This is a genomic window from Bradyrhizobium hipponense (genome assembly GCF_008123965.1).
GTDB lineage: Bacteria > Pseudomonadota > Alphaproteobacteria > Rhizobiales > Xanthobacteraceae > Bradyrhizobium > Bradyrhizobium hipponense.
In genome coordinates this window covers 1-23,385 of record NZ_VSTH01000130.1, presented here as the reverse complement: position 1 = coordinate 23,385, position 23,385 = coordinate 1, and the positions used below count along the sequence as shown (strand labels likewise).

The 23,385-nt window shown below is 65.0% G+C and carries 23 protein-coding genes; 10 read left to right on the top strand and 13 right to left on the bottom strand.

Annotated features, from left to right (window positions below; translation table 11 throughout):
• Positions 1-154: 154 nt before the first annotated feature.
• Positions 155-1,543 carry a flavin monoamine oxidase family protein gene (locus FXV83_RS32245; protein ID WP_148743618.1) on the bottom strand — a complete coding sequence of 463 codons (1,389 nt, stop codon included), beginning with the start codon at positions 1,541-1,543 and terminating at the stop codon, positions 155-157.
• A gap of 192 nt (positions 1,544-1,735) precedes the next feature.
• Here FXV83_RS32245 and FXV83_RS32240 point away from each other — a divergent pair, with 192 nt between their 5' ends.
• Positions 1,736-2,710, top strand: a complete 975-nt coding sequence (locus FXV83_RS32240; RefSeq protein WP_148743617.1) for a YiiX/YebB-like N1pC/P60 family cysteine hydrolase — start codon at positions 1,736-1,738, stop codon at positions 2,708-2,710.
• A 235-nt stretch (positions 2,711-2,945) separates the two neighbouring features.
• Here FXV83_RS32240 and FXV83_RS32235 read toward each other — a convergent pair whose 3' ends face one another.
• The gene (locus FXV83_RS32235) at positions 2,946-3,221 is read right to left on the bottom strand and encodes a metal-sensitive transcriptional regulator (RefSeq protein ID WP_122400208.1); all 276 of its coding nucleotides are present in this window, start codon (positions 3,219-3,221) and stop codon (positions 2,946-2,948) included.
• A gap of 50 nt (positions 3,222-3,271) precedes the next feature.
• Here FXV83_RS32235 and FXV83_RS32230 point away from each other — a divergent pair, with 50 nt between their 5' ends.
• Positions 3,272-5,716: a heavy metal translocating P-type ATPase gene (locus FXV83_RS32230; RefSeq protein WP_187436309.1), complete on the top strand. Its 2,445-nt coding sequence runs from the start codon at positions 3,272-3,274 to the stop codon at positions 5,714-5,716.
• A gap of 168 nt (positions 5,717-5,884) precedes the next feature.
• Positions 5,885-6,625: a sulfate transporter family protein gene (locus tag FXV83_RS32225; protein ID WP_148743615.1), complete on the top strand. Its 741-nt coding sequence runs from the start codon at positions 5,885-5,887 to the stop codon at positions 6,623-6,625.
• 22 nt (positions 6,626-6,647) lie between these two features.
• On the opposite strand, the gene nth is transcribed toward FXV83_RS32225, so the two are convergent.
• Complete coding sequence (gene nth, locus FXV83_RS32220) at positions 6,648-7,400, bottom strand: endonuclease III (RefSeq protein ID WP_187436308.1); 753 nt, start codon at positions 7,398-7,400, stop codon at positions 6,648-6,650.
• A gap of 22 nt (positions 7,401-7,422) precedes the next feature.
• On the opposite strand from nth, the gene FXV83_RS32215 reads away from it, so the two are divergent.
• Together FXV83_RS32215 and FXV83_RS32210 are read left to right on the top strand one after the other, a co-directional pair.
• Positions 7,423-7,956: a DUF2244 domain-containing protein gene (locus FXV83_RS32215; RefSeq protein ID WP_148743613.1), complete on the top strand. Its 534-nt coding sequence runs from the start codon at positions 7,423-7,425 to the stop codon at positions 7,954-7,956.
• Between the two features lie 55 nt (positions 7,957-8,011).
• Complete coding sequence (locus FXV83_RS32210) at positions 8,012-8,908, top strand: methylated-DNA--[protein]-cysteine S-methyltransferase (RefSeq protein ID WP_148743612.1); 897 nt, start codon at positions 8,012-8,014, stop codon at positions 8,906-8,908.
• 123 nt (positions 8,909-9,031) lie between these two features.
• Here FXV83_RS32210 and FXV83_RS32205 read toward each other — a convergent pair whose 3' ends face one another.
• The 8 genes from FXV83_RS32205 to dnaK all read right to left on the bottom strand — a co-directional run bounded on the left by FXV83_RS32205 (position 9,032) and on the right by dnaK (position 16,371).
• On the bottom strand, positions 9,032-9,655 hold the full coding sequence (locus FXV83_RS32205) for a 2,3-bisphosphoglycerate-dependent phosphoglycerate mutase (RefSeq protein ID WP_148743611.1): 624 nt from the start codon (positions 9,653-9,655) through the stop codon (positions 9,032-9,034).
• Positions 9,656-9,678: 23 nt separating this feature from the next.
• A complete protein-coding gene (dapB, locus tag FXV83_RS32200; RefSeq protein WP_148743610.1) occupies positions 9,679-10,494 on the bottom strand; it encodes a 4-hydroxy-tetrahydrodipicolinate reductase in 816 nt (271 codons plus the stop codon).
• Between the two features lie 172 nt (positions 10,495-10,666).
• Complete coding sequence (locus FXV83_RS32195; RefSeq protein WP_148743609.1) at positions 10,667-10,972, bottom strand: DUF1330 domain-containing protein; 306 nt, start codon at positions 10,970-10,972, stop codon at positions 10,667-10,669.
• 70 nt (positions 10,973-11,042) lie between these two features.
• The gene (pyrF, locus tag FXV83_RS32190; RefSeq protein WP_148743608.1) at positions 11,043-11,756 is read right to left on the bottom strand and encodes an orotidine-5'-phosphate decarboxylase; all 714 of its coding nucleotides are present in this window, start codon (positions 11,754-11,756) and stop codon (positions 11,043-11,045) included.
• A gap of 1 nt (position 11,757) precedes the next feature.
• On the bottom strand, positions 11,758-12,339 hold the full coding sequence (locus tag FXV83_RS32185; protein WP_148743607.1) for an NADPH-dependent FMN reductase: 582 nt from the start codon (positions 12,337-12,339) through the stop codon (positions 11,758-11,760).
• 58 nt (positions 12,340-12,397) lie between these two features.
• Positions 12,398-12,997 (bottom strand): class I SAM-dependent methyltransferase, encoded by a 600-nt coding sequence (locus tag FXV83_RS32180; RefSeq protein WP_148743606.1) that lies wholly within the window; start codon positions 12,995-12,997, stop codon positions 12,398-12,400.
• A 90-nt stretch (positions 12,998-13,087) separates the two neighbouring features.
• Complete coding sequence (gene dnaJ / locus FXV83_RS32175) at positions 13,088-14,221, bottom strand: molecular chaperone DnaJ (protein WP_148743605.1); 1,134 nt, start codon at positions 14,219-14,221, stop codon at positions 13,088-13,090.
• Between the two features lie 248 nt (positions 14,222-14,469).
• Entirely contained in the window at positions 14,470-16,371 is a 1,902-nt protein-coding gene (dnaK, locus tag FXV83_RS32165; protein ID WP_148743603.1) for a molecular chaperone DnaK, read from the bottom strand.
• A 394-nt stretch (positions 16,372-16,765) separates the two neighbouring features.
• On the opposite strand from dnaK, the gene FXV83_RS32160 reads away from it, so the two are divergent.
• Positions 16,766-17,707 (top strand): hypothetical protein, encoded by a 942-nt coding sequence (locus tag FXV83_RS32160; RefSeq protein ID WP_187436307.1) that lies wholly within the window; start codon positions 16,766-16,768, stop codon positions 17,705-17,707.
• A gap of 295 nt (positions 17,708-18,002) precedes the next feature.
• Positions 18,003-18,725 (top strand): bifunctional nicotinamidase/pyrazinamidase, encoded by a 723-nt coding sequence (gene pncA, locus FXV83_RS32155; RefSeq protein ID WP_148743601.1) that lies wholly within the window; start codon positions 18,003-18,005, stop codon positions 18,723-18,725.
• Positions 18,726-18,868: 143 nt separating this feature from the next.
• On the opposite strand, the gene grpE is transcribed toward pncA, so the two are convergent.
• Together grpE and hrcA are read right to left on the bottom strand one after the other, a co-directional pair.
• Positions 18,869-19,495: a nucleotide exchange factor GrpE gene (grpE, locus tag FXV83_RS32150; protein WP_148743600.1), complete on the bottom strand. Its 627-nt coding sequence runs from the start codon at positions 19,493-19,495 to the stop codon at positions 18,869-18,871.
• 97 nt (positions 19,496-19,592) lie between these two features.
• The gene (gene hrcA, locus FXV83_RS32145) at positions 19,593-20,681 is read right to left on the bottom strand and encodes a heat-inducible transcriptional repressor HrcA (protein WP_148743599.1); all 1,089 of its coding nucleotides are present in this window, start codon (positions 20,679-20,681) and stop codon (positions 19,593-19,595) included.
• 174 nt (positions 20,682-20,855) lie between these two features.
• On the opposite strand from hrcA, the gene rph reads away from it, so the two are divergent.
• From rph to hemW, 3 genes are read left to right on the top strand one after another with little or no spacing between them, the layout of a single operon-like run.
• On the top strand, positions 20,856-21,569 hold the full coding sequence (rph, locus tag FXV83_RS32140; protein WP_148743598.1) for a ribonuclease PH: 714 nt from the start codon (positions 20,856-20,858) through the stop codon (positions 21,567-21,569).
• 10 nt (positions 21,570-21,579) lie between these two features.
• Positions 21,580-22,215, top strand: coding sequence for an RdgB/HAM1 family non-canonical purine NTP pyrophosphatase (gene rdgB, locus FXV83_RS32135; protein ID WP_148743597.1), 636 nt, complete (start codon positions 21,580-21,582; stop codon positions 22,213-22,215).
• Positions 22,202-23,356: a radical SAM family heme chaperone HemW gene (gene hemW / locus FXV83_RS32130; protein ID WP_148743596.1), complete on the top strand. Its 1,155-nt coding sequence runs from the start codon at positions 22,202-22,204 to the stop codon at positions 23,354-23,356. Before rdgB ends, hemW begins: the two co-directional genes overlap by 14 nt.
• The last annotated feature ends 29 nt before the right edge of the window (positions 23,357-23,385 follow it).

Genomic DNA, 23,385 nt, shown 5'->3' with positions numbered 1-23,385 from the left:
CCGCGAGTCGTCCCGGCGAAGACCGGGACCCATAGCCCCAGGGAGTAGTTGCAGCGCGAGCTTGTAACCACGAGTCTTCGCCAAACCACTTCCTGTGGTTATGGGTCCCGGCCTTCGCCGGGACGACGACGGAGTTTGTTGCAGCTCAATTGCCTTACCTTCGCGGCGCACGCCGTCGCTTGGTCGATTGCGTCGGCACGTCGGCTGGCTCGTCCTTGAGGGCGCCGATCTTGCGCAGCGCCGCATCCGCGGCGCGCTCGCCGCTTTCCCAAGCGCCGTCGACGGTGCCCCAGAGTGTCTCGTGCGCGGCTTCGCCCGCAAGAAACATGGGGCCGATCGGCTCGGTCAGGATCTTTCGCGATAGCTGCCCGCCGGGCGAAGCCGCCGACATCGCGCCCATCACGAAGGGCGAGGCGTTCCAGCGCGTCGCGCTGGCCTTCTGCACCGCGGCGGCCGCCTCGCTGCCGAACAGTTTTGTGATCCATTCCCGGGCGAAGGCGATCATCGCTTTTTCGCCCTGTGCCGAGAGATCGCGGCCGAACGAGCCGCCGATATCGATCGAGCACAACGAAGACCCGCCGATATTGGCGAACAGCAGCGCGGTGCGCGTCGAATTGCTCTGCTCGATCAGGATGTCGTCGCGCGACAGCCCGAGCGGATTGCCCGGCAGTTGCAGCACGATGTGATCGTAGCTGCCGAGGGTGAGCTTTGACGCGGCATCGAGCGTGCGCTTGGGGATATCGGGCACGAACTTGATCGCGCCTGCGGTCAGCACATTGGTCGAGACCGTGATAATGGCGGCCCGCGCGGCGATCTTGCCAGACGGCGTTTCGACGCTGACGTCGCGGTTGCTCCAGGCGATGCGGCTTGCCGGCGTCGACAGCGCGACCGGCGCCTGCTCGCCGAGCTTGCTGATCAGCGTGCCCAGACCTTGGCGGCAGGCGATCGCGGCGTTGCGGTCCTGCGCGCGCGCCTTGTCGATGGCCGAGAGCTCCTTCAGATCCTTGCCGGCAAAGCTCGCGCCCAGCACGAACTCCGCCGCGCCGGCCCAGTCGCCGAGATCCTTCGGCAGCACCGACGCGCAAGCGGTATCCAGCTTGCCGCGCGCGGCTTCGTCGATGGCGCGGTTGGCGCGCACTAGCGCCGCGAGAAATTCCTCGGTCTCGCCGGCGCGTGCATTGCGGCGGCCGACGCGCATCTTCTGGCCCGACGGGGCTGGCAGGACGTCGAGCCCGGCGCTGCGCGCCAGCCGGATCATCGGATTGGTCTCGGGATTGTGCATCCAGCGCGCGCCGCGATCGAACGGCACGTCGAAGGTCGTGCTATCGGTGATGCAGCGCCCGCCGATCTGCGACGCTGCCTCTACCACCACGACCTTGCGATTGGCTGCCATGATGCGCCGCGCCGCAGCGATTCCGGCCGCGCCAGCGCCGATCACGACAATGTCAGCCTCGCGCGGCAGGGTCGCGGCCGATGCGCGCAGGATCGGCGCTGCGGCAAAGGCCGCCGACGCCGATAGGAAGCTGCGGCGCGTGATTGTCATGTCATGGTTTCCGGAGACTTGCGGCAAACGGGAACAGCTAGCGAACCTTGCCGCATCCGATGTTGTGCGGCAACTATCATGGTGAATCAATCGTACTTGACCTCACAGAGCTATGAACTGAATTGCAAGACGTTTCGACCATGCTAGAGAAGGGAAAAAGACGGCCGAAAAAGGCCGTGCGGGGAGTTCGACATGGGGACCGTCCTAGACTCAGTCGGCAAGCTGATTGCCGCGTACCTCTCGAAGGAGGTGCCGGGCTATGAGCCGTTTACGCCGAGCGATCCGGAGCATCTGCGCGGCGTCATCGAGTCCGGCGACGTGCTGCTGGTCGAGGGCAACAACCGCATTTCCGGCATCATCAAATACCTGACGCAATCGACCTGGTCGCATGCCGCGCTCTATGTCGGGCCGATCGAGGGCGCCGAAGAGCCCGACGGCGAGCCGCACGTTCTGATCGAAGCCAATATCGGCGAGGGCGTTACCTCCGCGCCGCTGTCGAAATATTTCCCCTATCACACCCGTCTCTGCCGCCCGGTCGGACTGTCCCATGAGGACCGCACCACGGTCTGCCGCTATGCGATCAACCGCATCGGCTTTGGCTACGACACCAAGAACATCGTCGACCTGATGCGCTTCCTGTTTCCGCTGCCGATACCGCAGCGTTGGCGGCGCCGCATGATCGCGATCGGCTCTGGCGATCCCACCAAGATCATCTGCTCGGCGCTGATCGCGCAGGCCTTCGACGCGGTGCGCTATCCGATCCTGCCGAAGATCACCAAGGCCGGCAGCCGCGCCGCCCGCCGCGAGATCCTGCACATCCGCGATTCCTCGCTCTATATGCCCCGCGACTTCGACATCTCGCCCTATTTCGAAGTCGTCAAACCCACCATCGTGCACGGCTTCGACTACACCGCCCTGCACTGGGCCGACAAGCAGAAGCCGCTCGAGGAGGTAGCCGGCACCTTCAGTGTGTTTCCAGAAACGTTCCGTGCGCCGCCGCTCGTTCCTGAGGCGATTGACGAAGAGACGCAGGTTCCGGCTGAAGAAATGATCGCGCCTGCGCAGATGGTGGAGCGCGTCACCATCTCGGAGCATTTCCTGCTGCTGAAGAAGATCGCGATGTACCGCCCAACACGGCGGGCACGTGTGAGAGGGATGGCGGCGTAGTCTCGACGATAAAATCGTAACGCGACCGTGGTCCAACACATTCGGTGTCGTCCCGGCGAAGGCCGGGACCCATACCGCGTGATCTATCGATTGGGAGTGGTAGCAGTACCTAACGACCAGTCTTCGGCAAACTTCTCCCTGTGGTTATGGGTCCCGGCCCCCCCCGTGCGCAACTGCGCACTAGGCCGGGACGACGTGGAGAGATGTCGCGCTTCCTCGCCATTGCGAGTGAACCCTACCGCTCGGCCCGTCCGATCACCGCCATCAGCTCCGCGATCTTCTCGCGCTGGTCGGCCTTGTCGCCGCTGGCGATCGCGTGCTCGACGCAATGGGCGACGTGATCCTTCAATATCTCCTCCTCGACCCGGCGCAATGCGGCGCGCACCGCCGAGATCTGCGTGACGATGTCGATGCAGTAGCGATCCTCCTCGACCATTTTCGAGAGACCGCGAACCTGGCCCTCGATCCGGCCGAGCCGTTTTCCGACGGATGTCTTGATGTCCTTGCGCATGCGGCCTATATACCCCCATAGGGTATATGTTGCAAGGCCGGAGCGTGGCAATGAACGACACCGAACACGGGCACCATCACAAGTCGGAAACAGATCCCGGATGCGGCTGTTCCGCCAACGCCGCGGCACCGGCCAAGCCTGCGACCTCCTCATGCTGCGGCGGGCACGGCGGCCATGCCCACGTGCATGACCATGGGGGCACGGCAACGACGACCCGCGATCCCGTGTGCGGCATGACGGTCGATCCCGCGACCTCCAAGCATCGCTTCGACTATCACAGCGAGACCTTTCATTTCTGCTCGGCCGGCTGCCGCGCCAAGTTCGCAGCCGACCCGGCCAAATACCTCGCCAAGGAGAACGCGCCCGAGCCGGAGCTGCCGGCGGGCACGATCTACACCTGCCCGATGCATCCGCAGATCCGTCAGGTCGGACCGGGGAGCTGCCCGATCTGCGGCATGGCGCTGGAGCCTGAGGTCGCGAGCCTGGAGACAGGGCCCAATCCGGAGCTTGCCGACATGACCCGGCGGTTCTGGATCGGCGGCGCATTGGCGGTGCCGCCGGTGGTGCTGGAGATGGGCGGTCATCTCGCCGGCCCGCACAATTGGATCGACGCAACACTGTCGAACTGGATCCAGCTCGTCTTCGCCACGCCCGTCGTGCTGTGGGCCGGCTGGCCGTTCTTCGTGCGCGGCTGGCGGTCGCTGCTCACGCGCAATCTCAACATGTTCACGCTGATCGCGATGGGCACGGGCGTCGCCTATGTCTACAGCGTCATCGGCACGCTCGCGCCGCAGATATTCCCCGCGACCTTCCGTGGCCACGAGGGCGCGGTCGCCGTCTATTTCGAGGCCGCCGCAGTCATCACCGTGCTGGTCCTGCTCGGCCAGGTGCTGGAGCTGCGCGCCCGCGATGCGACGTCCGGCGCGATCAAGGCGCTGTTGCAACTCGCCCCGAAGACTGCGCGCCGCATCGATGCCGATGGCGGCGAGCACGAGGTCGAGATCGACACCCTTCATGCCGGCGATCGCCTGCGCGTGCGGCCGGGCGAAAAAGTGCCGGTCGACGGCGTCATTCTGGAGGGCCGCTCCTCGCTCGACGAATCTCTCGTCACCGGCGAATCCATGCCGGTCACCAAAGAGGCCGACGCAAAGGTGATCGCCGGCACGCTCAACCAGTCGGGTAGCTTCATCATGCGCGCCGACAAGGTCGGACGTGAGACGCTGCTGTCGCAGATCGTGCAGATGGTTGCCGACGCACAGCGCTCGCGCGCGCCGATCCAGCGGCTCGCCGATCAGGTCGCCGGCTGGTTCGTGCCGGCCGTGATCATCGTTGCCGTCGCTGCATTTGCGGCGTGGGCCTGGTTCGGACCCGAGCCGCGGTTGGCCTTCGGTCTCGTCGCCGCCGTCAGCGTGCTGATCATCGCCTGCCCCTGCGCGCTCGGGCTCGCCACCCCGATGTCGATCATGGTCGGCGTCGGCCGCGGCGCGCAGGCCGGCGTGCTGATCAAGAACGCCGAGGCGCTGGAGCGGATGGAGAAGATCGACACGCTGGTGGTCGACAAGACGGGCACGCTGACCGAGGGCAAGCCCAAGGTAGTCGCGATCGTGCCGGCAGCCGGCTTTGCGCAAGACGACATCCTTCGCCTCGCAGCCAGCGTCGAGCGCGCCAGCGAGCACCCCTTGGCCGATGCCATCGTGCGCGCGGCGAAGGAGAAGCAGCTTGCCCTCGGCCAGGTCGAGCAGTTCGATTCGCCGACCGGCAAGGGCGCCACCGGCAAGGTCGATGGCAGGACAATCGTGCTCGGCAATGCGAGATATTTGAGCTCGATCGGCATCGACACCAGGGCGCTCGACGCCGAGGCCGAGCGCCTGCGCGGCGACGGTGCGACCGTGATCAACATGGCCGTCGACGGCGCGATTGCCGGCCTGTTCGCGATCGCCGATCCGGTCAAAGCTTCGACGCCGGAGGCGCTGAAAGCGCTCGCCACCGAAGGCATCAAGGTGATCATGCTGACCGGCGACAACCGCACCACGGCGCAAGCCGTGGCGCGCCGGCTCGGCATTGCCGATGTCGAGGCCGAGGTGCTGCCGGACCAGAAGGGCGCGGTCGTGACGAAGCTGCAAAAGGCCGGCCGGAGCGTCGCGATGGCCGGCGACGGCGTCAACGACGCTCCGGCGCTGGCCGCGGCCGAAGTCGGCATCGCCATGGGCACCGGCACGGACGTCGCAATGGAAAGCGCCGGCGTCACCCTGCTCAAGGGCGACCTCACCGGCATCGTGCGTGCGCGAAAACTGTCGCAGGCGACCATGAGCAACATCCGGCAAAACCTGTTCTTTGCCTTCATCTACAATGCCGCGGGCATTCCGATCGCCGCCGGCATCCTTTATCCGACATTCGGCGTGCTGCTCTCGCCGATCATCGCGGCAGCCGCGATGGCGCTGTCCTCGGTCAGCGTGGTCGGGAATGCGCTGCGGCTGCGCGCGACGCGGCTGTGAGCGCGGTGGAATCCATGTAAAGCGGCAAGAGCGCACCGCGCGAGCGGACATGGTCGCGTCGCCGCTCCGGGATACGGCTCCTTGCGCCGCAGCCACCAGGCCGGCATCCCTTGCCGAAGCGGCCTGGGGTGTCTAACTCTCGCGGGTGGTTTCGTGAGAGGTGCTGCCATGCTGGATGCCGCCGTCAAGGCGCTGTCGCAAATGATCTCGCCGCCGATGCGCTCGATCCTGTGGCGATCGATCGGCGTCGCCCTGGTGCTGATCATCGTGCTGGCGATCGGGTTGCAGCGGCTATTGAGCTGGTTTGCGACTTATGGCGAGGTTTGGCTCGAGGGGCTGCTTGGTCCCGGCTGGCACACATCGCTGGAAGTGCTCGCCTGGATCGTCTCGATCGCGGCAGGCCTCGGCGTCGTGTTCGGCGCGGTGTTCCTGATGCCGGCGATCACCTCGCTGGTGGCGAGCCTGTTCGTCGACGATGTCGCCGACCATGTCGAGCGCGAGCATTATCCGGCCGAACGTCCCGGCGTTGCGTTGCCTTTCAGCCAGGCGATCACCGAGGGCGTCAAGACGGCATTGCTGACCATCCTGGTCTACCTGATCGCGCTGCCCTTCGTGTTGCTGGCCGGCGCAGGCTTCCTGATCTTCTTCCTCGCGACCGCCTGGCTGCTGGGCCGCGAATATTTCGAGCTCGCCGCCATGCGCTTCCGCTCGCCGGAGGAAGCCAAGGCGATGCGGCGCGACAATGCGGCAACCATCTTCACCGCCGGCCTGATCATCGCGGCCTTCGTCTCGATCCCGATCGTCAATCTGGCGACGCCGATCTTTGGCATGGCCTTCATGGTCCATATGCACAAGCGCCTGTCCGGACCGCGGCCCGAGCTGATCGAGCCGGCGCGGCAGATGCGGTGAGGGCAGCCGGTGCGGGATCAACTCAGACCGTCTTCTCCGGCCACCGGCAGAGATCGTTGATCAGGCATACTTCGCAGCGCGGCCTGCGCGCGAGGCAAGTATAGCGGCCGTGCAGGATCAGCCAATGATGCGCATGCTGCATGAACTCCGATGGGATCGCCTTTTCGAGACCGAGCTCGACCTCGAGCGGCGTCTTGCCGGGCGCAAGTCCGGTGCGGTTGCCGACGCGGAAGACGTGCGTGTCGACCGCCATGGTGTGCTCGCCAAAGGCCATGTTGAGCACGACGTTAGCGGTCTTGCGCCCCGCGCCGGGTAACGACTCGATCTCGGCACGCGTGCGCGGCACCTCGCCGCCGAACTCGCTGAGCAGCTTAGCCGACAGGGCGATGACGTTCTTCGCCTTGGTGCGGTAGAGTCCGATGGTCCTAATGTAATCGCGAAGCCGCTCCTCGCCGAGATCGAGCATTTTTTGCGGCGTGTCGGCGACCTCAAACAATTCGCGCGTCGCCTTGTTGACGCCGGCGTCGGTCGCCTGCGCCGACAGCACGACGGCGACGAGCAGCGTAAAAGGATTGAGATGCTCGAGCTCTCCCTTTGGCTCCGGATTGGCTTTGCGGAAACGGCTGAAGGCTTCGTGGATCTCGGACGGGGTCCAAAGCTTTGTAGCCTTGAGCGATTTCTTCGCGGCCGCTCTCGGCTTTGCTGCGGCCGGCTTTGCCTTTTTCTTCGGCACGGCTGTTTTGCGCGGGACCGCCTTGCGGGTGATTTTTGCCATGATCGGGATATACTGAGGGACGATGAGCACAGGCAACGAAATTGAGCGCGAGCGATCTGCAAGCGAAAGCGAGGTGCAGATCTTCTCCGCACGCCTGACGCCGCACCGCTCGCTGAATCGCACCGGTTTCCTTGCCGTGATGCTGTTTTTGAGCGTGGTCAGCTTCGCCACCGGCATCGCGTTCCTGATGATAGGGGCATGGCCGGTGTTCGGCTTCTTCGGCCTCGACGTGCTGGTGATCTGGTGGGCCTTCAAGGTCAATTTCCGCACCGCTCGCGCGCGCGAGGAGATCGTGGTCACGCTGTCCGAATTGCGCGTGCGGCGCGTCAGTCACCGCGGCCAGGTCCTCGAATGGACCTTCAACCCGCTCTGGGTCCGCCTCGACCAGGAGGTCGACGAGGAATACGGCATCGAACACCTCTATCTAATCTCGCGCGGCCACCGGCTGCTGATTGCCGGATTTTTGGGTCCCGAGGAAAAGGCCAGTTTTTACAGGGCCTTAGTCGTGGCGTTGAACGCCGCCCGGCGCGGCCCGATCTACAATCCGGTCACCTGAGCCCGGATCGGAAAACGGGTGGTTTCGAGGCGCCCCCTCTCCTACATTTCCGGTCATGATGACACTCGCCATACATGACCAGCGCCTGGCCAAGCCGGGCCCCCAGCACGCCGCGATGCGCGACTATGATTCCGTACGCCGGGCGATCGCCTTCATCTCGGAAAACTGGCGCGCGCAGCCGACCATCGAAGCGATGGCGAATGCGGCCGGGGTCACGCCGGACGAGCTGCACCATCTGTTCCGCCGCTGGGCCTCGATCACGCCGAAAGCCTTCATGCAGGCGCTGACGCTCGACCATGCCAAGGGCCTGCTGCGGGATTCCGCCAGCGTTCTCGATGCCGCGCTCGACTCCGGCCTCTCGGGACCGGGCCGGCTGCACGATCTCTTCGTCACCCATGAGGCGATGTCGCCGGGCGAATGGAAGAACGGCGGCGCCGGCCTCACCCTGCGCTACGGCTTCCATCACTCGCCGTTCGGCACCGCAATCGTGATCGCGACCGATCGTGGCTTGTCGGGCCTTGCCTTTGCCGATCACGGCGAGGAGAAGATCGCGCTCGCCGACATGATGCGGCGCTGGCCGAATGCCACCTACGTCGAGGACCACGAAGGCACGGCGCCGCTCGCCCAGCGCATCTTCGACACCAAACTCTGGCGACCGGACCAGCCGCTGCGCGTGGTCATGATCGGCACCGATTTCGAGGTGCGGGTGTGGGAGACGCTGTTGAAGATCCCGATGGGCCGCGCAGTGTCCTATTCGGACATCGCCTGCAACATCAAGAGCCCGAAGGCCTCGCGCGCCGTTGGCGCTGCGGTCGGCAAGAACCCGGTCTCCTTCGTCGTGCCCTGCCACCGCGCCCTCGGCAAAAGCGGCGCGCTCACCGGCTATCACTGGGGCATCACCCGCAAGCAGGCGATGCTGGGCTGGGAGGCCGGGCAGTTGGGACTGCAGTAGTTGCGCCGCGTAGGGTGGGTTAGCGTCAGCGTAACCCACCACTTCTGCCACCGCGGAAACAAAAAAGGTGGGTTACGCTGGCGCTAACCCACCCTACAAATCTCCTGCAAACTTCGCGATCGATTACCCCGCCAGATCCAGCTTCGAGGCCACGGTCGAATCCGCGTTGAGCCGGTAGATGATCGGCACGCCGGTGGCGAGTTCGCGCTTCAGAATGCCTTCGGGCGACAGCTTTTCCAGCACCATGATCAGCGCGCGCAGCGAGTTGCCGTGGGCGGCGACGAGCGTCCTCTTGCCGTTGAGCACGGCGGGCAGAATCTCCTGCACGTAGTAGGGCAGCGCACGCGCCAGCGTGTCCTTCAGGCTTTCGCCGCCGGGCGGCGGCACGTCGTAGGAGCGGCGCCAGATCAGCACCTGGTCCTCGCCCCATTTCTTGCGGGCGTCGTCCTTGTTCAGCCCGGAGAGATCGCCATAGTCGCGCTCGTTCAGCGCAAGGTCCTTCGACGTCGGCAGGCCTTCCTGGCCGAGCTCGCCGAGAATGAGATCGAGCGTGTGCTGCGCGCGCGTCAAGACCGAGGTGTAGGCGATGTCGAACACCAGGCCCTGCGCTTTCAGCTTGCGGCCGGCTTCCCTGGCTTCCCTCACGCCGAGCTCGGTGAGATCCGGATCCTTCCAGCCCGTGAACAGGTTCTTGAGATTCCATTCGCTCTGGCCGTGGCGCACGAGCACGAGAAGACGTTCGCTCATTGAGACCTTTCCGTTACTTTCGTTCAGATGTCGGCAAGGCCGAGCACATCGGCCATCGAGTAGAGCCCGGGCTTCTTGCCATGCGCCCACAGCGCCGCCTTGAGCGCGCCATGGGCGAACAGCATGCGATCCTCGGCATGGTGCGACAGCGTCAGGCGCTCGAACGGACCGAGAAAGCTCACGCTATGATCGCCGGCCGCGGTCCCGCCGCGCAAGGAAGCAAAACCGATATCGCCGGGCTGGCGCGCGCCGGTGATGCCGTCGCGGCCGCGTACGCAATGCTCATCCAGCGCGACGCCGCGGCCGGCGGCGGCGGCCTGGCCCAGCATCAGCGCCGTGCCCGAGGGGGCGTCGATTTTCATGCGGTGATGGGTCTCGACGATCTCGATATCGAAGCTTTGGTCGAGCGCCTTGGCGACGCGCTTGACCACGGCGGCGAGCAGGTTGACGCCCAGGCTCATATTCCCCGACTGCACCACCACCGCGCGGTTGGTGACGCTCTTGATCACGGCATCGTCCGAGCCCGACAGGCCGGTCGTGCCGATGACGTGGACGAGACCGCGTTGGGCCGCGATCGCGACATTGGCGATGGTCGCGGCCGGCACGGTGAAGTCCAGAATGCCGTCGGCGTCCTTCGACAACGCCCAGAGATCGGCCGAGAGCGTGATCCCGTTGGCAGGCAGACCTGCGAGCACGCCGGCATCCTTGCCGAGCAGCTCGGAGCCCGGCGCCTCCAACGCCCCGGCCAGCACCGCGCCTTCGCTTTCGGCAATCGCCCGCGTCAGTGCCCGGCCCATCCGGCCGCCGGCTCCAGCAACAATCAAGCGCATGTCGGACATGGTGTGATCCTCTGAGGTGCGTTGTAGCCGCGGGACGCAGTTCCGGCAACCGAGGGGAGCAAGCTCCACCGTCATGCCCGGGCTTGTCCCGGGCATCCACGGAGGGCCACACGTTGGCGCGAAGGCGTGGGTGGCCGGGACAAGCCCGGCCATGACGGAGCCGATCGTGTCGTTACGACGGCTGCGGGCCGTCATAACCCTCGATGATGATGAGGTCGGCAATCGAGTGCGGCTGGCGCACCTTGATGTTGGCCTGGTATTCCGGCGAGTTGTAGCAGGCGATCGCGGTCTCGTAGTCCGGGAATTCGATCACGACATTGCGGGTGCGGCTCTGGCCCTCGACGGTGGTGAAGTTGCCGGCGCGGACGACGAAGCGGCCGCCCCATTTCTTGAAGATCGAACCATTTGCGACGGCGTAGGGCTTGTAGCCTTCGTCATTGCTCACGTCGACGCGTCCGATCCAGTAGCCTTTTGCCATGGTTGTTCTCCCTGTGTTGTTGATCTTTATTGCATGATCTGATCGGAAAACCGCTGCACACTTTTCCGGATCATGATCCGAGCGCCTGTGCGATCTCGGCCTGGATGGCCTCGGCGACAGCCTTCGGGTCGGCGGCCTCCACCACCGGCCGCCCGACGACGAGATAGTCGGCGCCGGCCGCAATCGCACGGCCCGGCGTCATGATGCGCTTCTGGTCACCGCTTGCCGCACCCGCCGGACGGATGCCGGGCGTGACGAGGTTCATCTGGTGGCCGACGAGCTTGCGCAACGCGCCCACTTCCTCCGGCGAGCAGACCAGGCCGTCGACACCGAGCACCTGCGCCTGCTGCGCCCGCGCTTCGACCAACTCGGAGACGCCGAGCCGATAGCCGGCCGCATGCAGATCATCATCATTGTAGGAGGTGAGCACCGTGACGGCGAGGATCTTTAAGCTCGCATGGCCGCGGCCTTCGACGGCACCCTTCATGGTTTGCGGATAGGCGTGCACGGTGAGAAAGCTCGCGCCCAGCTTGGCGACACTTTCGACGCCGCGCATCACCGTGTTGCCGATGTCATGCAGCTTGAGATCGGCAAACACCTTCTTGCCTTTGTCGGCGAGCTTGCCGATCAACGGCAGGCCGCCGGCATAAGCGAGCTGATAGCCGATTTTGTAGAACGTGACGCTGTCGCCAAGCCTTGCGATCATCGCCTCCGCAGCATCAAGGCTAGGCAGATCGAGCGCGACGATCAGGCGGTCTTTCGCGGCGATTTCGGCTGGCGTCATGTCACCACATCATGCGTTGAGAAATGTCGATCAACTGCCGCACCATGGTCTTCAGCGCGTCGATATCGCCCTGGTTCTTCAGCCTGTCCATATCGTCATAAGCCTGGTCGGCAAAGGCGAGCGTAAGCTGGCTGGCGATCACATTGGCGTGGCAGGAGGTCAGGATCAGCCGCAACGCCTGCAGCGCGCGGGCAGCGCCGAGCCGGCTCTGCGAAGCCCCGGCGAGCGCGAAGACGCGGTTGCGGAACACCTCGCCGCGCGCCTCGTGCAGCTCATGCACGCGGCTGACCCAGTCGATCGCGTTCTTCAGCAGCGGCGGCACCGAGGCGTTGTATTCGGGCGAGACGATCAACACGCCATGATGCGCAGCGATCATGCGCTTGAGATTGATGGCGTGCTTCGGCACGCCGGATTTGGCCTGGAGATCGCCGTCATAGATCGGCAGCGGAAAATCGGCGAGCGAGATCCGGGTGATGTCGACACCGGCCTGGGCGAATTCATAGGCAGCGACCGCCGCCAGCTTCGCATTATGCGAGCCGGTGCGCAGCGAGCCGGGAATGATCAGGATCTTGAGTGCGGGCATCCAATCCAATTGCGTTCGGCGAAACGAGACCGCCGCGCAAAGAGGGAAGCCGGCGGAATTAGTCCTTGCGATACACCCAGACGCGGGCCGGCGGAAGGTTCATCCAGATCCGTTCCGAGGCTTCTGTGGACACGCCGGGCAGCGATTTCGGGATCGGCGGCACCACCGCATACGTGAACTGCACGAACGGCGCGCCAGGCGCCAGCGCCGTGAAGGCATCGCGGATGAGCCGCAGCCGCGTCAGCATCGGTTTGGTCACCAGCGGCAGGCCGGAGACCACGGCAGACGCCGGCGCGCTCAGTACGTTCCAGAGCGTGTCGCGCAAACGGTAGGCATCGCCCTGCACCACCTTGGCCTGCGGATAACGGTCTCGCAGCAGCGCACAGAAGCCGGGATTGTACTCGACCAGGACAAGACGCTTCTGGTCGACGCCACGCTCGACCAGGGCCGAGGTGATGGCGCCGGTGCCGGGTCCGAGCTCGACCACGGGTGCGTCCGAATTGATGTCGACGTAATGCGCCATGGTCCGGGCCAGGAGCTTACCCGACGGCATGACTGCGCCCATATGCAGGGGCTTTTCGATCCATGACCGGAGAAAACGCACCTCGTCGTCAAGACGAGGCTTCTTCAACGCACGCGCGGACGATGGCAATGGCATGTCAGGACCGGACGGGACCCCGCGTCACCGCGGCGTGTCAGAAAATGGTCATAAAGACGTATAGGCCGGAGGCGGTACGGTCAAGACGAGTCAACTCGCCCGATTACCGAAGAAATCCTTGACCTTGGCGAAGAACCCCTCGGATTCCGGCTGGGTGTTGCCGGAGGAGAGCTTTTCGAACTCGGCCAGCAATTCCTGCTGCTTCTTGGTGAGGTTTTGCGGGGTCTCGACCACGACCTGGACATACATGTCGCCCATCTGGCGCGAGCGCAGCACCGGCATACCCTTCGATGCAATGCGGAATCGGCGGCTCGACTGGGTTCCGGCAGGCACTTTCACCTTGGCCTTGCCCTTGTCGATGGTCGGCACCTCGAATTCGCCGCCAAGTGCAGCCGTCACCATCGAGATCGGCACGCGGCAATGCAAATCGGCGCCGTCGCGCTGGAAGAACTGGTGCTGGGCGAGCGACAGGAAAATGTAGAGGTCGCCGGGCGGGCCGCCGCGGACACCGGCCTCGCCTTCGCCGGCGAGCCTGATCCGCGTGCCGTCCTCGACTCCCGGGGGAATGTTGACCGACAGCGTCCGCTCGCGGGTGACCCGGCCCTGTCCCGAACAGGACGGGCAGGCGTCCTCGATCATCTGGCCGCGTCCCTGGCAGCCGGGACAGGTCCGCTCCAGCGTGAAGAAGCCCTGTGACTGCCGTACACGGCCGGCGCCGCCGCAGGTCGAGCAGGTCTTCGGCTTGGTGCCGGCCTTGGCGCCGATGCCCGAGCAGGCCTCGCAGGTGACCGAGACCGGAATCTCGATCTGCGCGGTCTTGCCGCCGAAGGCTTCCTCGAGCGTGATTTCCATGTTGTAGCGCAGGTCGGCGCCGCGCTCGCGGCCACCGCGGCCGCGCTGTCCGGCCATGCCGAACAGGTCTTCGAAAATGTCGGAGAAAGACGACGCAAAACCGGCGCCAAAACCGGCGCCCCCGCCAGGACCGCCCTGCTCGAAGGCGGCGTGGCCATAGCGGTCGTAGGCTGCGCGCTTGTCCTTGTCCTTGAGAACCTCGTAGGCCTCGTTGATTTCCTTGAAACGGATTTCGCTGGTGTCATCCCCCGGATTACGGTCGGGGTGAAACTTCATTGCAAGCTTGCGGAACGACGACTTCAGCTTGGATTCGTCAGCGTCGCGGTCGACTTCGAGAGTCTCGTAGTAGCAGCGCTTGGTGGACGTGGGCATGTTGAACTCGGTCTATCCAATCGCGATTCAAGTCGGAGCGAAAAAACCTCGCCACGCGACGATATAAGTGCCCCTGCGCCTTGCGGCAGAGGGCAGCACGGCGGCGGCGTTCAGGATAACGGCTGGAAATTGATCGATGGTAACGGCGCGGTGCCCCGCCCGGCCCGACACGAAAGCCTCCCCCTTCGAGGGGGAGGCCGAAGCTGCGTGTGGGGTGCAATCCGTCCGCATCATCAGCCTCTGAGGGCTTATGCAGACTTCTTGTTGTTCTTGTCGTCGTCGACTTCGGTGAATTCCGCGTCGACGACGTCGTCCTTGGCCGCATCCTTCTTGGCGTCGGCCTCGGCCTGCTGCTTGTACATCGCCTCGCCGAGCTTCATCGAAGCCTGGGCCAGGGTGTTGGTCTTGGCCTTGATCGCCTCGGCATCGTCGCCCTTCAGCGCTTCCTTGAGGTCGCTGACGGCATCCTCGATGGCGCGGCGCTCGGTCTCGGCCACCTTTGAACCGTGCTCGGCCAGGGCCTTTTCGGTCGAGTGCACCAGCGCGTCGGCATGGTTCTTGGCGTCGACTGCCTCGCGGCGCTTCTTGTCGGCCGCGGCATTGGCCTCGGCCTCCTTGACCATCTTGTCGATGTCGGCTTCCGTCAGGCCGCCGGAGGCCTGGATGCGGATCTGCTGCTCCTTGCCGGTCGCCTTGTCCCTCGCCGAGACGTTGACGATGCCGTTGGCGTCGATGTCGAAGGTCACCTCGATCTGCGGCATGCCGCGCGGGGCCGGCGGAATGCCCATCAGGTCGAACTGGCCAAGCATCTTGTTGTCGGCCGCCATTTCACGCTCGCCCTGGAAGACGCGGATGGTCACCGCGTTCTGGTTATCCTCGGCAGTCGAGAACACCTGGCTCTTCTTGGTCGGGATCGTAGTGTTGCGGTCGATGATGCGGGTGAACACGCCGCCCAGCGTCTCGATGCCCAGCGACAGCGGGGTCACGTCGAGCAGCAGCACGTCCTTGACGTCGCCCTGGAGCACGCCGGCCTGGATCGCAGCGCCGATCGCCACGACTTCGTCCGGGTTGACGCCCTTGTGCGGCTCCTTGCCGAACAGCTGCTTGACGACTTCCTGGACCTTCGGCATGCGCGACATGCCGCCGACCAGCACCACTTCACCGATCTCACCGGCGGTAACACCGGCATCCTTCAGCGCCTTGCGGCAGGGCTCGACCGTCTTCTGGATGAGGTCGTCGACCAGCGCTTCGAACTTGGCGCGGGTGAGCTTCATCGTCAGATGCTTCGGCCCGGTCTGGTCCGCGGTGATGAAGGGCAGGTTGATCTCGGTCTGCGTCGTCGACGACAGCTCGATCTTGGCCTTTTCAGCGGCTTCCTTCAGGCGCTGAAGCGCGAGCTTGTCGTTGCGCAGGTTGATGCCCTGCTCCTTCTGGAACTCGTCGGCGAGATAGCCGACCAAGCGCATGTCAAAATCTTCGCCGCCGAGGAAGGTGTCGCCGTTGGTCGACTTCACCTCGAACACGCCGTCGCCGATTTCGAGAATGGAAATATCGAACGTGCCGCCGCCGAGGTCGTACACGGCGATCGTGCCGGCCTTGGTCTTGTCCAGACCATAGGCAAGTGCAGCCGCGGTGGGCTCGTTGATGATGCGCAGCACTTCAAGGCCGGCGATCTTGCCGGCGTCCTTTGTTGCCTGGCGCTGGGCGTCGTTGAAGTAGGCGGGAACGGTGATGACGGCCTGCTCGACCTTCTGGCCGAGATGGGCTTCCGCGGTCTCCTTCATCTTCTGCAAGATGAACGCCGAGACCTGCGAGGGCGAGTAGGTCTGGCCGTCGGCCTCGACCCAGGCGTCGCCATTGGAAGCCTTCACGATCTTGTAGGGAACGAGCTTCTTGTCCTTCTCGACCATGGGGTCGTCGTAGCGGCGGCCGATGAGGCGCTTCACTGCGAAGAAGGTACGCTCGGGATTGGTAACGGCCTGGCGCTTGGCCGGCTGGCCGATGAGGCGCTCACCGTCGTCCGTGATCGCGACGATCGAAGGCGTCGTGCGCATGCCTTCGGAATTCTCGATGACTTTGGCGTTTTTGCCGTCCATTACGGCGACGCACGAATTCGTGGTGCCGAGGTCGATCCCAATGACCTTTCCCATGGTCCTGATATCCTTGTTTTTGCGGCAGGCTGGCTGGGCCCAGAAGGCACCCGAACCGAAACCCCCTAAGATCAAACATCCGCGATATTGCGATGGTTGACGCTCATATAGGAGGGGGGGAGGGGCCCGCAAGGACCGAACGCAAGTTTCGGCCGTGAAAACATTGGGTTTTGGAAGATCATATCCGGGCTGAACCGCCCTTGCAGGTGAGGAAATATTAACAGGTTCAGGCCTGGGCCGGCGCCCGCCAGGCTGATCTGCCCGCCCTGTTACCGCAAGGCCAAACCCGCTAAAAGGCGGGCGGCCGGGCCGCCTCGTCGAGGCTGCTTCGCGCGACAAGGCGGCCCGATGGCCGACCATCGAACGGCCTCAATGTGAACCAACTAGAATGCCCATGAAGCTGATCCGCCCCCTCTCCGCGCTCGTCCTTCTCGTCGCCACGGCACTTCCGGCTTTTGCGGCCGATCCTGAATTTCCGCCGGGACTGCGCCTCGGCATGGTGCCGCTGATCGGCCTCAACGCGGCCAAAACCTTTCCGGGGTTCGAGAGCGAGGACGGCAGCGTCAAGGTGCTGATCACCGAGTTGCCGCCGGACGCCTATGGCGAGGTCGCCAATGCCTTCAAGGCCAGCCCGGCCGGCGCCGGCGGGGTCAAGCCGGACAAGGTCGAGACCCCCGCGGGCCTTGCCTATTTCACCACCGAGACCGGCAAGGCCGGCGATGCACTGGTGAAGCGTTATTCGATGATCGTGCAGGGCACCGGCTTCTCCGGCTATGTCGCGGTCCAGATTCCGGAGAACGCCACCAAGATCTATACCGACGAGGCGGTGCGGCAGATGTTCGCGAGCGCCGTGACGCGCAAGGAGGTACCGGTCGAGGAGCAGCTTTCGCGGATGCCGTTCAAGGTCACCGACCTCGCCGACTTCAAGAACGTGCGCACGCTGGCGCCGGGCACCAGCATCATCCTGGCCGATGGCGACGAGAGCACCGGCTTCGAGCCAAAACCGTTCATGATCCTCGGCCTGATCGGCGCGACGCCGCAGCAGGCCGAGGACCGCGCCCGCTTCGCCCAGGAAGCGGCGCTCCAGATTCCCGGTGTGCGCGAATCGCGCGTCACCATGTCCGAGCCGATCCGCATCAACGGCCAACAGGGGTTTGAAACCCGGATCGACGGCGTCAGCGGCAAGGACAAGACCGCGGTAACGGTGGTGCAGTGGATCCGCTTCAGCAGCGGCGGCGCCTCGCTGCGTATTGTCGCCAGCTCTCCGCGCGACCAGTGGCCCAACGCCTTCAACCGCTTCCGCGCCGTGCGCGACGGCATCCAGCCGAAAGGCTAGCTGCGTCGACCGACCAACATACTCGGTGTCATCCCGGTGGAGGCCGGGATCAATACCGCGCGATCCCACGATTGTGGTCGGTGGCGGTACCGAACGAACAATCTTCGCCAAATTGCTCGCTGGGGGTATGGGTCCCGGATCTACGCCCGCTTTGAGCGCGCTTGTCCGGGACGACGAGGATTTCGTGTAGCGAGCCCAAGCACTGGACAGCACCGGCTGCATTTTCGGGCTTCTGCTCGCATACGAATGGAACTAGGCTTTCCTCCCGTTGGATCATCCTGGAGGGAGGCGAACCGTGCTGGATCGGCGACAAATCTTGGCCGCACTTGGGACGACGGCACTCGCGGCGCTCGCTCCAACCGCACTCTTTGCAGCCGCATCGATCAAGCCGGATGATGCATCCGCGCTGCTCGTGATCGACGTGCAAAACTGCTTCCTGCCCGGGGGCAGCCTCGCCGTGAAGGAAGGCGAGCAGGTCGTGCCGGTCATCAACAAGATGGCCAAGGCGTTCGCCAACGTGGTGATGACGCAGGACTGGCACACGCCCGGCCACATCTCCTTTGCCTCGGTGCATTCCGGCAAGAAGCCGTTCGAGACCGTCGACCTGCCCTACGGCAAGCAGGTGCTGTGGCCCGACCATTGCGTGCAGGGCACCGACGGCGCCGCACTGTCAAAGGACCTTTCGATTCCGCAGGCCGAGCTCGTCGTCCGCAAGGGCTTCCACAAGGACGTCGACAGCTACTCGGCCTTTCTCGAGGCCGACGGCAAGACCTCGACCGGCCTCGCCGGCTACCTGAAGGCGCGCAAGATCAAGCGCGTCTTCGTTGCGGGCCTCGCCACCGACTTCTGCGTCGCCTGGACCGCGCTCGACGCGCGCAAGGCCGGCTTCGAGGTCTACGTCGTGGAGGACGCCTGCCGCGGCATCGACACCCAGGGCTCGCTGGCAAAAGCCTGGGCCGATATGGCCAAGGCCGGGGTGAAGCGGATTCAGTCCGCGGACATCGCGGTGAGCGCGTAAGCGACGCCGCCAGCCCCTCCTCCGTGAGGAGGAGCTTCTTCGCGGGCGTCTCGAAGGATGGAGGCCCCCGCTGTTACATCTTGCCCTTCATGGTTCGTGACGCCGCGCAAAGGGCGCGGCTCCTCACCATGAGGATCGAGGGCTCACGCCGCGCTGTTCGGCTCGTTGGTGTTGTTGGTGTTGTTGGCGGCGGGCGCGGCCTTCGCGCCGCCCTTGGCGACACCGACCAATGCCGGGCGCAGCACGCGCTCGCCGATGGTGTAGCCGGCCTGCATGACCTGCACCACGGTGCCCGACGGCACCGACGCATCAGGCACTTCGAACATCGCCTGCTGGAAGTTCGGGTCGAACTTCTGGCCCGAGGGGTCGAACTTCTTCACGCCGTGCTTTTCCAGCGCGTTGAGCAGAGAGCGCTCGGTAAGTTCGACGCCCTCGATCAGCGAGATCAGGCCGGGATCGGCCGCGGCACGGGCCTCGGCCGGAACGGCGTCCAGCGCGCGCTGGAGGTTGTCGGCGATGTCGAGCACGTCGCGGGCAAAGCCGGTGATGCCGTAGAGGCGGGCGTCGGCGACTTCCTTGGTGGTGCGCTTGCGCAGGTTCTCCATCTCGGCCAGCGTCCGCAGCATGCGGTCGCGTGCCTCGGAGGCCTCCTTCTGCAACAGCTCGACCGAGCCGGGCTCGGGATCGTCGGGCATCACATAGGGCTTCGACACCACGGGCTCGCCGGTCGCTGCGGCCGTGTCTTCGGGTTGCCGGTCTTGATCGGTCATCGGCTCTCTTCTCAAAGGTCTAAGGGAGTTTTCTTGCCCGGATATCGTGCTTCGGACGGCGAAAATCAAGCGCCCGTGATCGGCGCCCGGACCCCGGTCAGCCGCCCAAGAGGCGACTGACGATGCGGGCGGCGTAGTCCACGGTCGGGATCACACGGGCATAATTCAGCCGCGTCGGCCCGATCACGCCCAAAACGCCGACGATACGGCCCTCGGCATCCCGATAGGGCGAGATGATGGTGGAGGAGCCGGACAGCGAGAACAGCTTGTTCTCGGACCCGATGAAGATGCGTACACCCTCCGCGGTCTCGGCGCGGCCGAGCAGGTCGATGACGCCCCGCTTGGTCTCGAGGTCTTCGAACAACAGGCGCACCCGCTCCAGATCCTCCAGCGCATGCAGGTCTTCGAGCAGATTGGCGTGGCCGCGGACGATGAGCTGGCGGTCCTCGTTTTCGCCGCCGGACCAGCTGGCGATGCCGGCCGAGATCACCTTCTGCGTCAGCTGATCAAGCTCGGTGCGCGCCTCTCCGAGCGCGGTCTCGAGCTCCAGCCGCGCCTCGGCCAGGGTCCGGCCCCGGATTCGTGCATTGAGGAAATTGCCGGCTTCCGTCAGTGCCGAGGATGGAACTCCCGGCGGCAGCGCCAGCACCCGGTTTTCGACCTGGCCGTCCTCGCCGACCAGGATCACCAATGCCTTTTCCGGTTCCAGGCGGACGAATTCGATGTGTTTCAGCCGCGCATTGGATTTCGGCGTCAGCACCACGGCGGCGGCCCGGGTCAGGCCGGAGAGCCGCGTCAACGCCTCCTCCAGCGCCGCTTCGACCGATTGCGCATGGCCCACCGAGGTCAATTGGCTCTGGATCGCCTGGCGTTCGGCGTCGTTGAGATCGCCGACCTGCATCAGGGCGTCGACGAAGAAACGCAGGCCGAGTTCCGTCGGGAGCCGGCCGGCCGAGGTGTGCGGCGCGTAGATCAAGCCGAGTTGTTCCAAATCGGCCATGACATTGCGGACCGAGGCCGGCGACAGCGGCATGGCGATCAGGCGCGAGATATTGCGCGAGCCGACCGGCTCGCCGGTCGCGAGGTAACTTTCGACAATTTGACGAAAGATATCGCGGGATCGCTCGTTGAGCTGGGCGAGGCCTGCGCGCGGCGCGATCAGATGGATCGGATCGTGATGGGCCACAGACGGCAACTCCTCTCAGATGCTTGTAATTTGGCTCTCCGGCAGGTCCCTGACAAGCGTGGTTTTGCAGTTGGCTGGGGACCGAAAAGTCAGAACGTCCCCCTTGCCGCCTACCCTCACCCCCCCTACAAGCACCGCGAATAGCCCTTTCCCGAGAGTCTTGGAGGATCTCCCATGCGGCCAAGCCGCCGTGCGCCCGACGAATTGCGTCCCGTGACGCTTGAGCGCGGCGTGGTCAAATATGCGGAAGGCTCGTGCCTGGTGAAATTCGGCGACACCCATGTGCTGGTCACCGCCACGCTGGAAGAGCGGCTGCCGCCCTGGCTGAAGGGCCAGGGCCGCGGCTGGGTCACCGCCGAATACGGCATGCTGCCGCGCGCCACGCTGGAACGCACCCGCCGCGAGGCCTCCACCGGAAAGCAGAGCGGCCGCACCGTTGAAATCCAGCGCCTGATCGGCCGCTCGCTTCGCACCATCGTCAATCTCGAAGCGCTCGGCGAACGCCAGATCACGGTCGATTGCGACGTGATCCAAGCCGACGGCGGCACGCGCACGGCATCGATCACCGGCGCCTGGGTCGCGCTCGCCGATTGCATCAACTGGATGAAGACGCGAAACATGATCAAGGCCAACGTGATGCGCGACAACGTCGCCGCGATCTCCTGCGGCATCTACAACGGCACGCCGGTGCTCGATCTCGACTATGCCGAGGATTCGGAAGCCCAGACCGACGCCAATTTCGTCATGACCGGCGACGGCCGCATCATCGAGGTGCAGGGCACCGCTGAGCGCGAGCCGTTCACGCAGGACGAGTTCCTGGCGCTGATGGCGCTGGCCCAGAAGGGCATTGCGCGTCTGGTGGACTTGCAGAAACTGGCCGTGGCGTAGTCAATAGGCCATGCACCGCCGAATCACAGGCCGACTCGTGATCGCGACCCACAATCCCGGCAAGCTCGCCGAGATGAAGGAGTTGCTCGCGCCCTACGGCATCGAGGCGGTTTCGGCCGGTGAGCTTGGCCTTGCCGAGCCGGAAGAAACCGGCAACAATTTCCGCAGCAATGCCGCGATCAAGGCGATCGCGGCGGCGCAGGCGACCAAGCTTGCCGCCTTCGCCGATGATTCCGGCATCGTGGTCGACGCGCTCGACGGCGCGCCCGGCATCCACAGCGCGCGCTGGGCCGGCCCTTCCAAGGATTTCACCGCGGCGATGACGCGAATCGAACGCCTGTTGCAGGAGCGCGGTGCGACCACACCCGACAAGCGCAAGGCGCATTTCGTCTCCGCGCTCTGCGTCGCCTGGCCCGACGATCATTGCGAAGAGGTCGAGGCGCGCGTGGACGGCACACTGGTGTGGCCGCCGCGCGGCACCGCCGGCTTCGGCTACGATCCGATGTTCCTGCCCGACGGCCACAGCCGTACCTTCGGTGAGATGACCAGCATCGAGAAGCACGGCCTGCCGCCGCTCGGGCTTGGCCTGTCGCACCGCGCCCGCGCCTTCGTGAAACTGGCGGAGATCTGCCTTGAGCCGCGCTAAGGAAGCCTTCGGCGTCTACGTGCACTGGCCCTTCTGCCTGTCGAAGTGCCCCTATTGCGATTTCAATAGCCATGTCCGCCACGTCGCGATCGACGAGGCGCGCTTTGCCAGCGCCTTCGCCCGCGAGATCGCGGCGACGGCCGAGCGCGCGCCCGGACGCGAAGTCACGTCGATCTTCCTCGGCGGCGGCACGCCCTCGCTGATGCAGCCCGCAACCGTCGGCGCGGTGCTCGATGCCATCGGCAAGCATTGGCCTGTCGCTGATGACGTCGAAGTGACGCTGGAGGCGAACCCGACCAGCGTCGAAGCCACGCGCTTTGCCGGCTATCGCGCCGCCGGCGTCAACCGCGTCTCGCTCGGCGTGCAGGCGCTCGACGATGCCTCGCTGAAAGCGCTGGGACGTTTGCACAGCGCGCGTGAAGCGTTGGATGCGGTCGCGATCGCGCGCCGCTCGTTCGACCGCTATTCGTTCGATCTGATCTACGCCCGTCCGGACCAGACGCCTGCGATTTGGGCCGACGAACTGCGTCTCGCGATCGATGAAGCGGCCGAGCATCTGTCGCTCTATCAGCTCACCATCGAGGAAGGCACGCCGTTCTTCGGCCTGCACCAGGCCGGAAAATTGAAGACGCCGGACGAGGCGGTCGCGCGCGCGCTCTACGACGTGACGCAGGAGACCTGCGACAAGCTCGGGCTGCCCGCCTACGAGATTTCCAATCACGCGCGGCGCGGCGCCGAGTGCCGGCACAATCTGGTCTATTGGCGCGGCGACGAATATGCCGGCATCGGCCCGGGCGCGCATGGCCGTCTCGATATCGATGGCATCCGCCACGCGACCGCGACCGAGAAACGCCCCGAAGCCTGGCTGATGCGGGTCGAGACCAACGGCCACGGCCTCGTCACCGACGATCTCCTCAACAGCGAGGAACGCGCCGACGAATTTTTGCTGATGGGACTGCGCCTTGCAGAAGGCATCGACCCCGCGCGCTACACCGCGCTCTCCGGCCGCCCGCTCGATCCCAAACGCATCGCGCTGTTGCGCGAAGAAGGCGCGATCACGGTCGATGCGACCGGGAGATTGCGTGTGACCAGCAGCGGATTCCCGGTGCTCGATGCGGTGGTCGCGGATCTGGCGGCGTAGCGAGATCTCGTAGCAACCATTAAAGCACG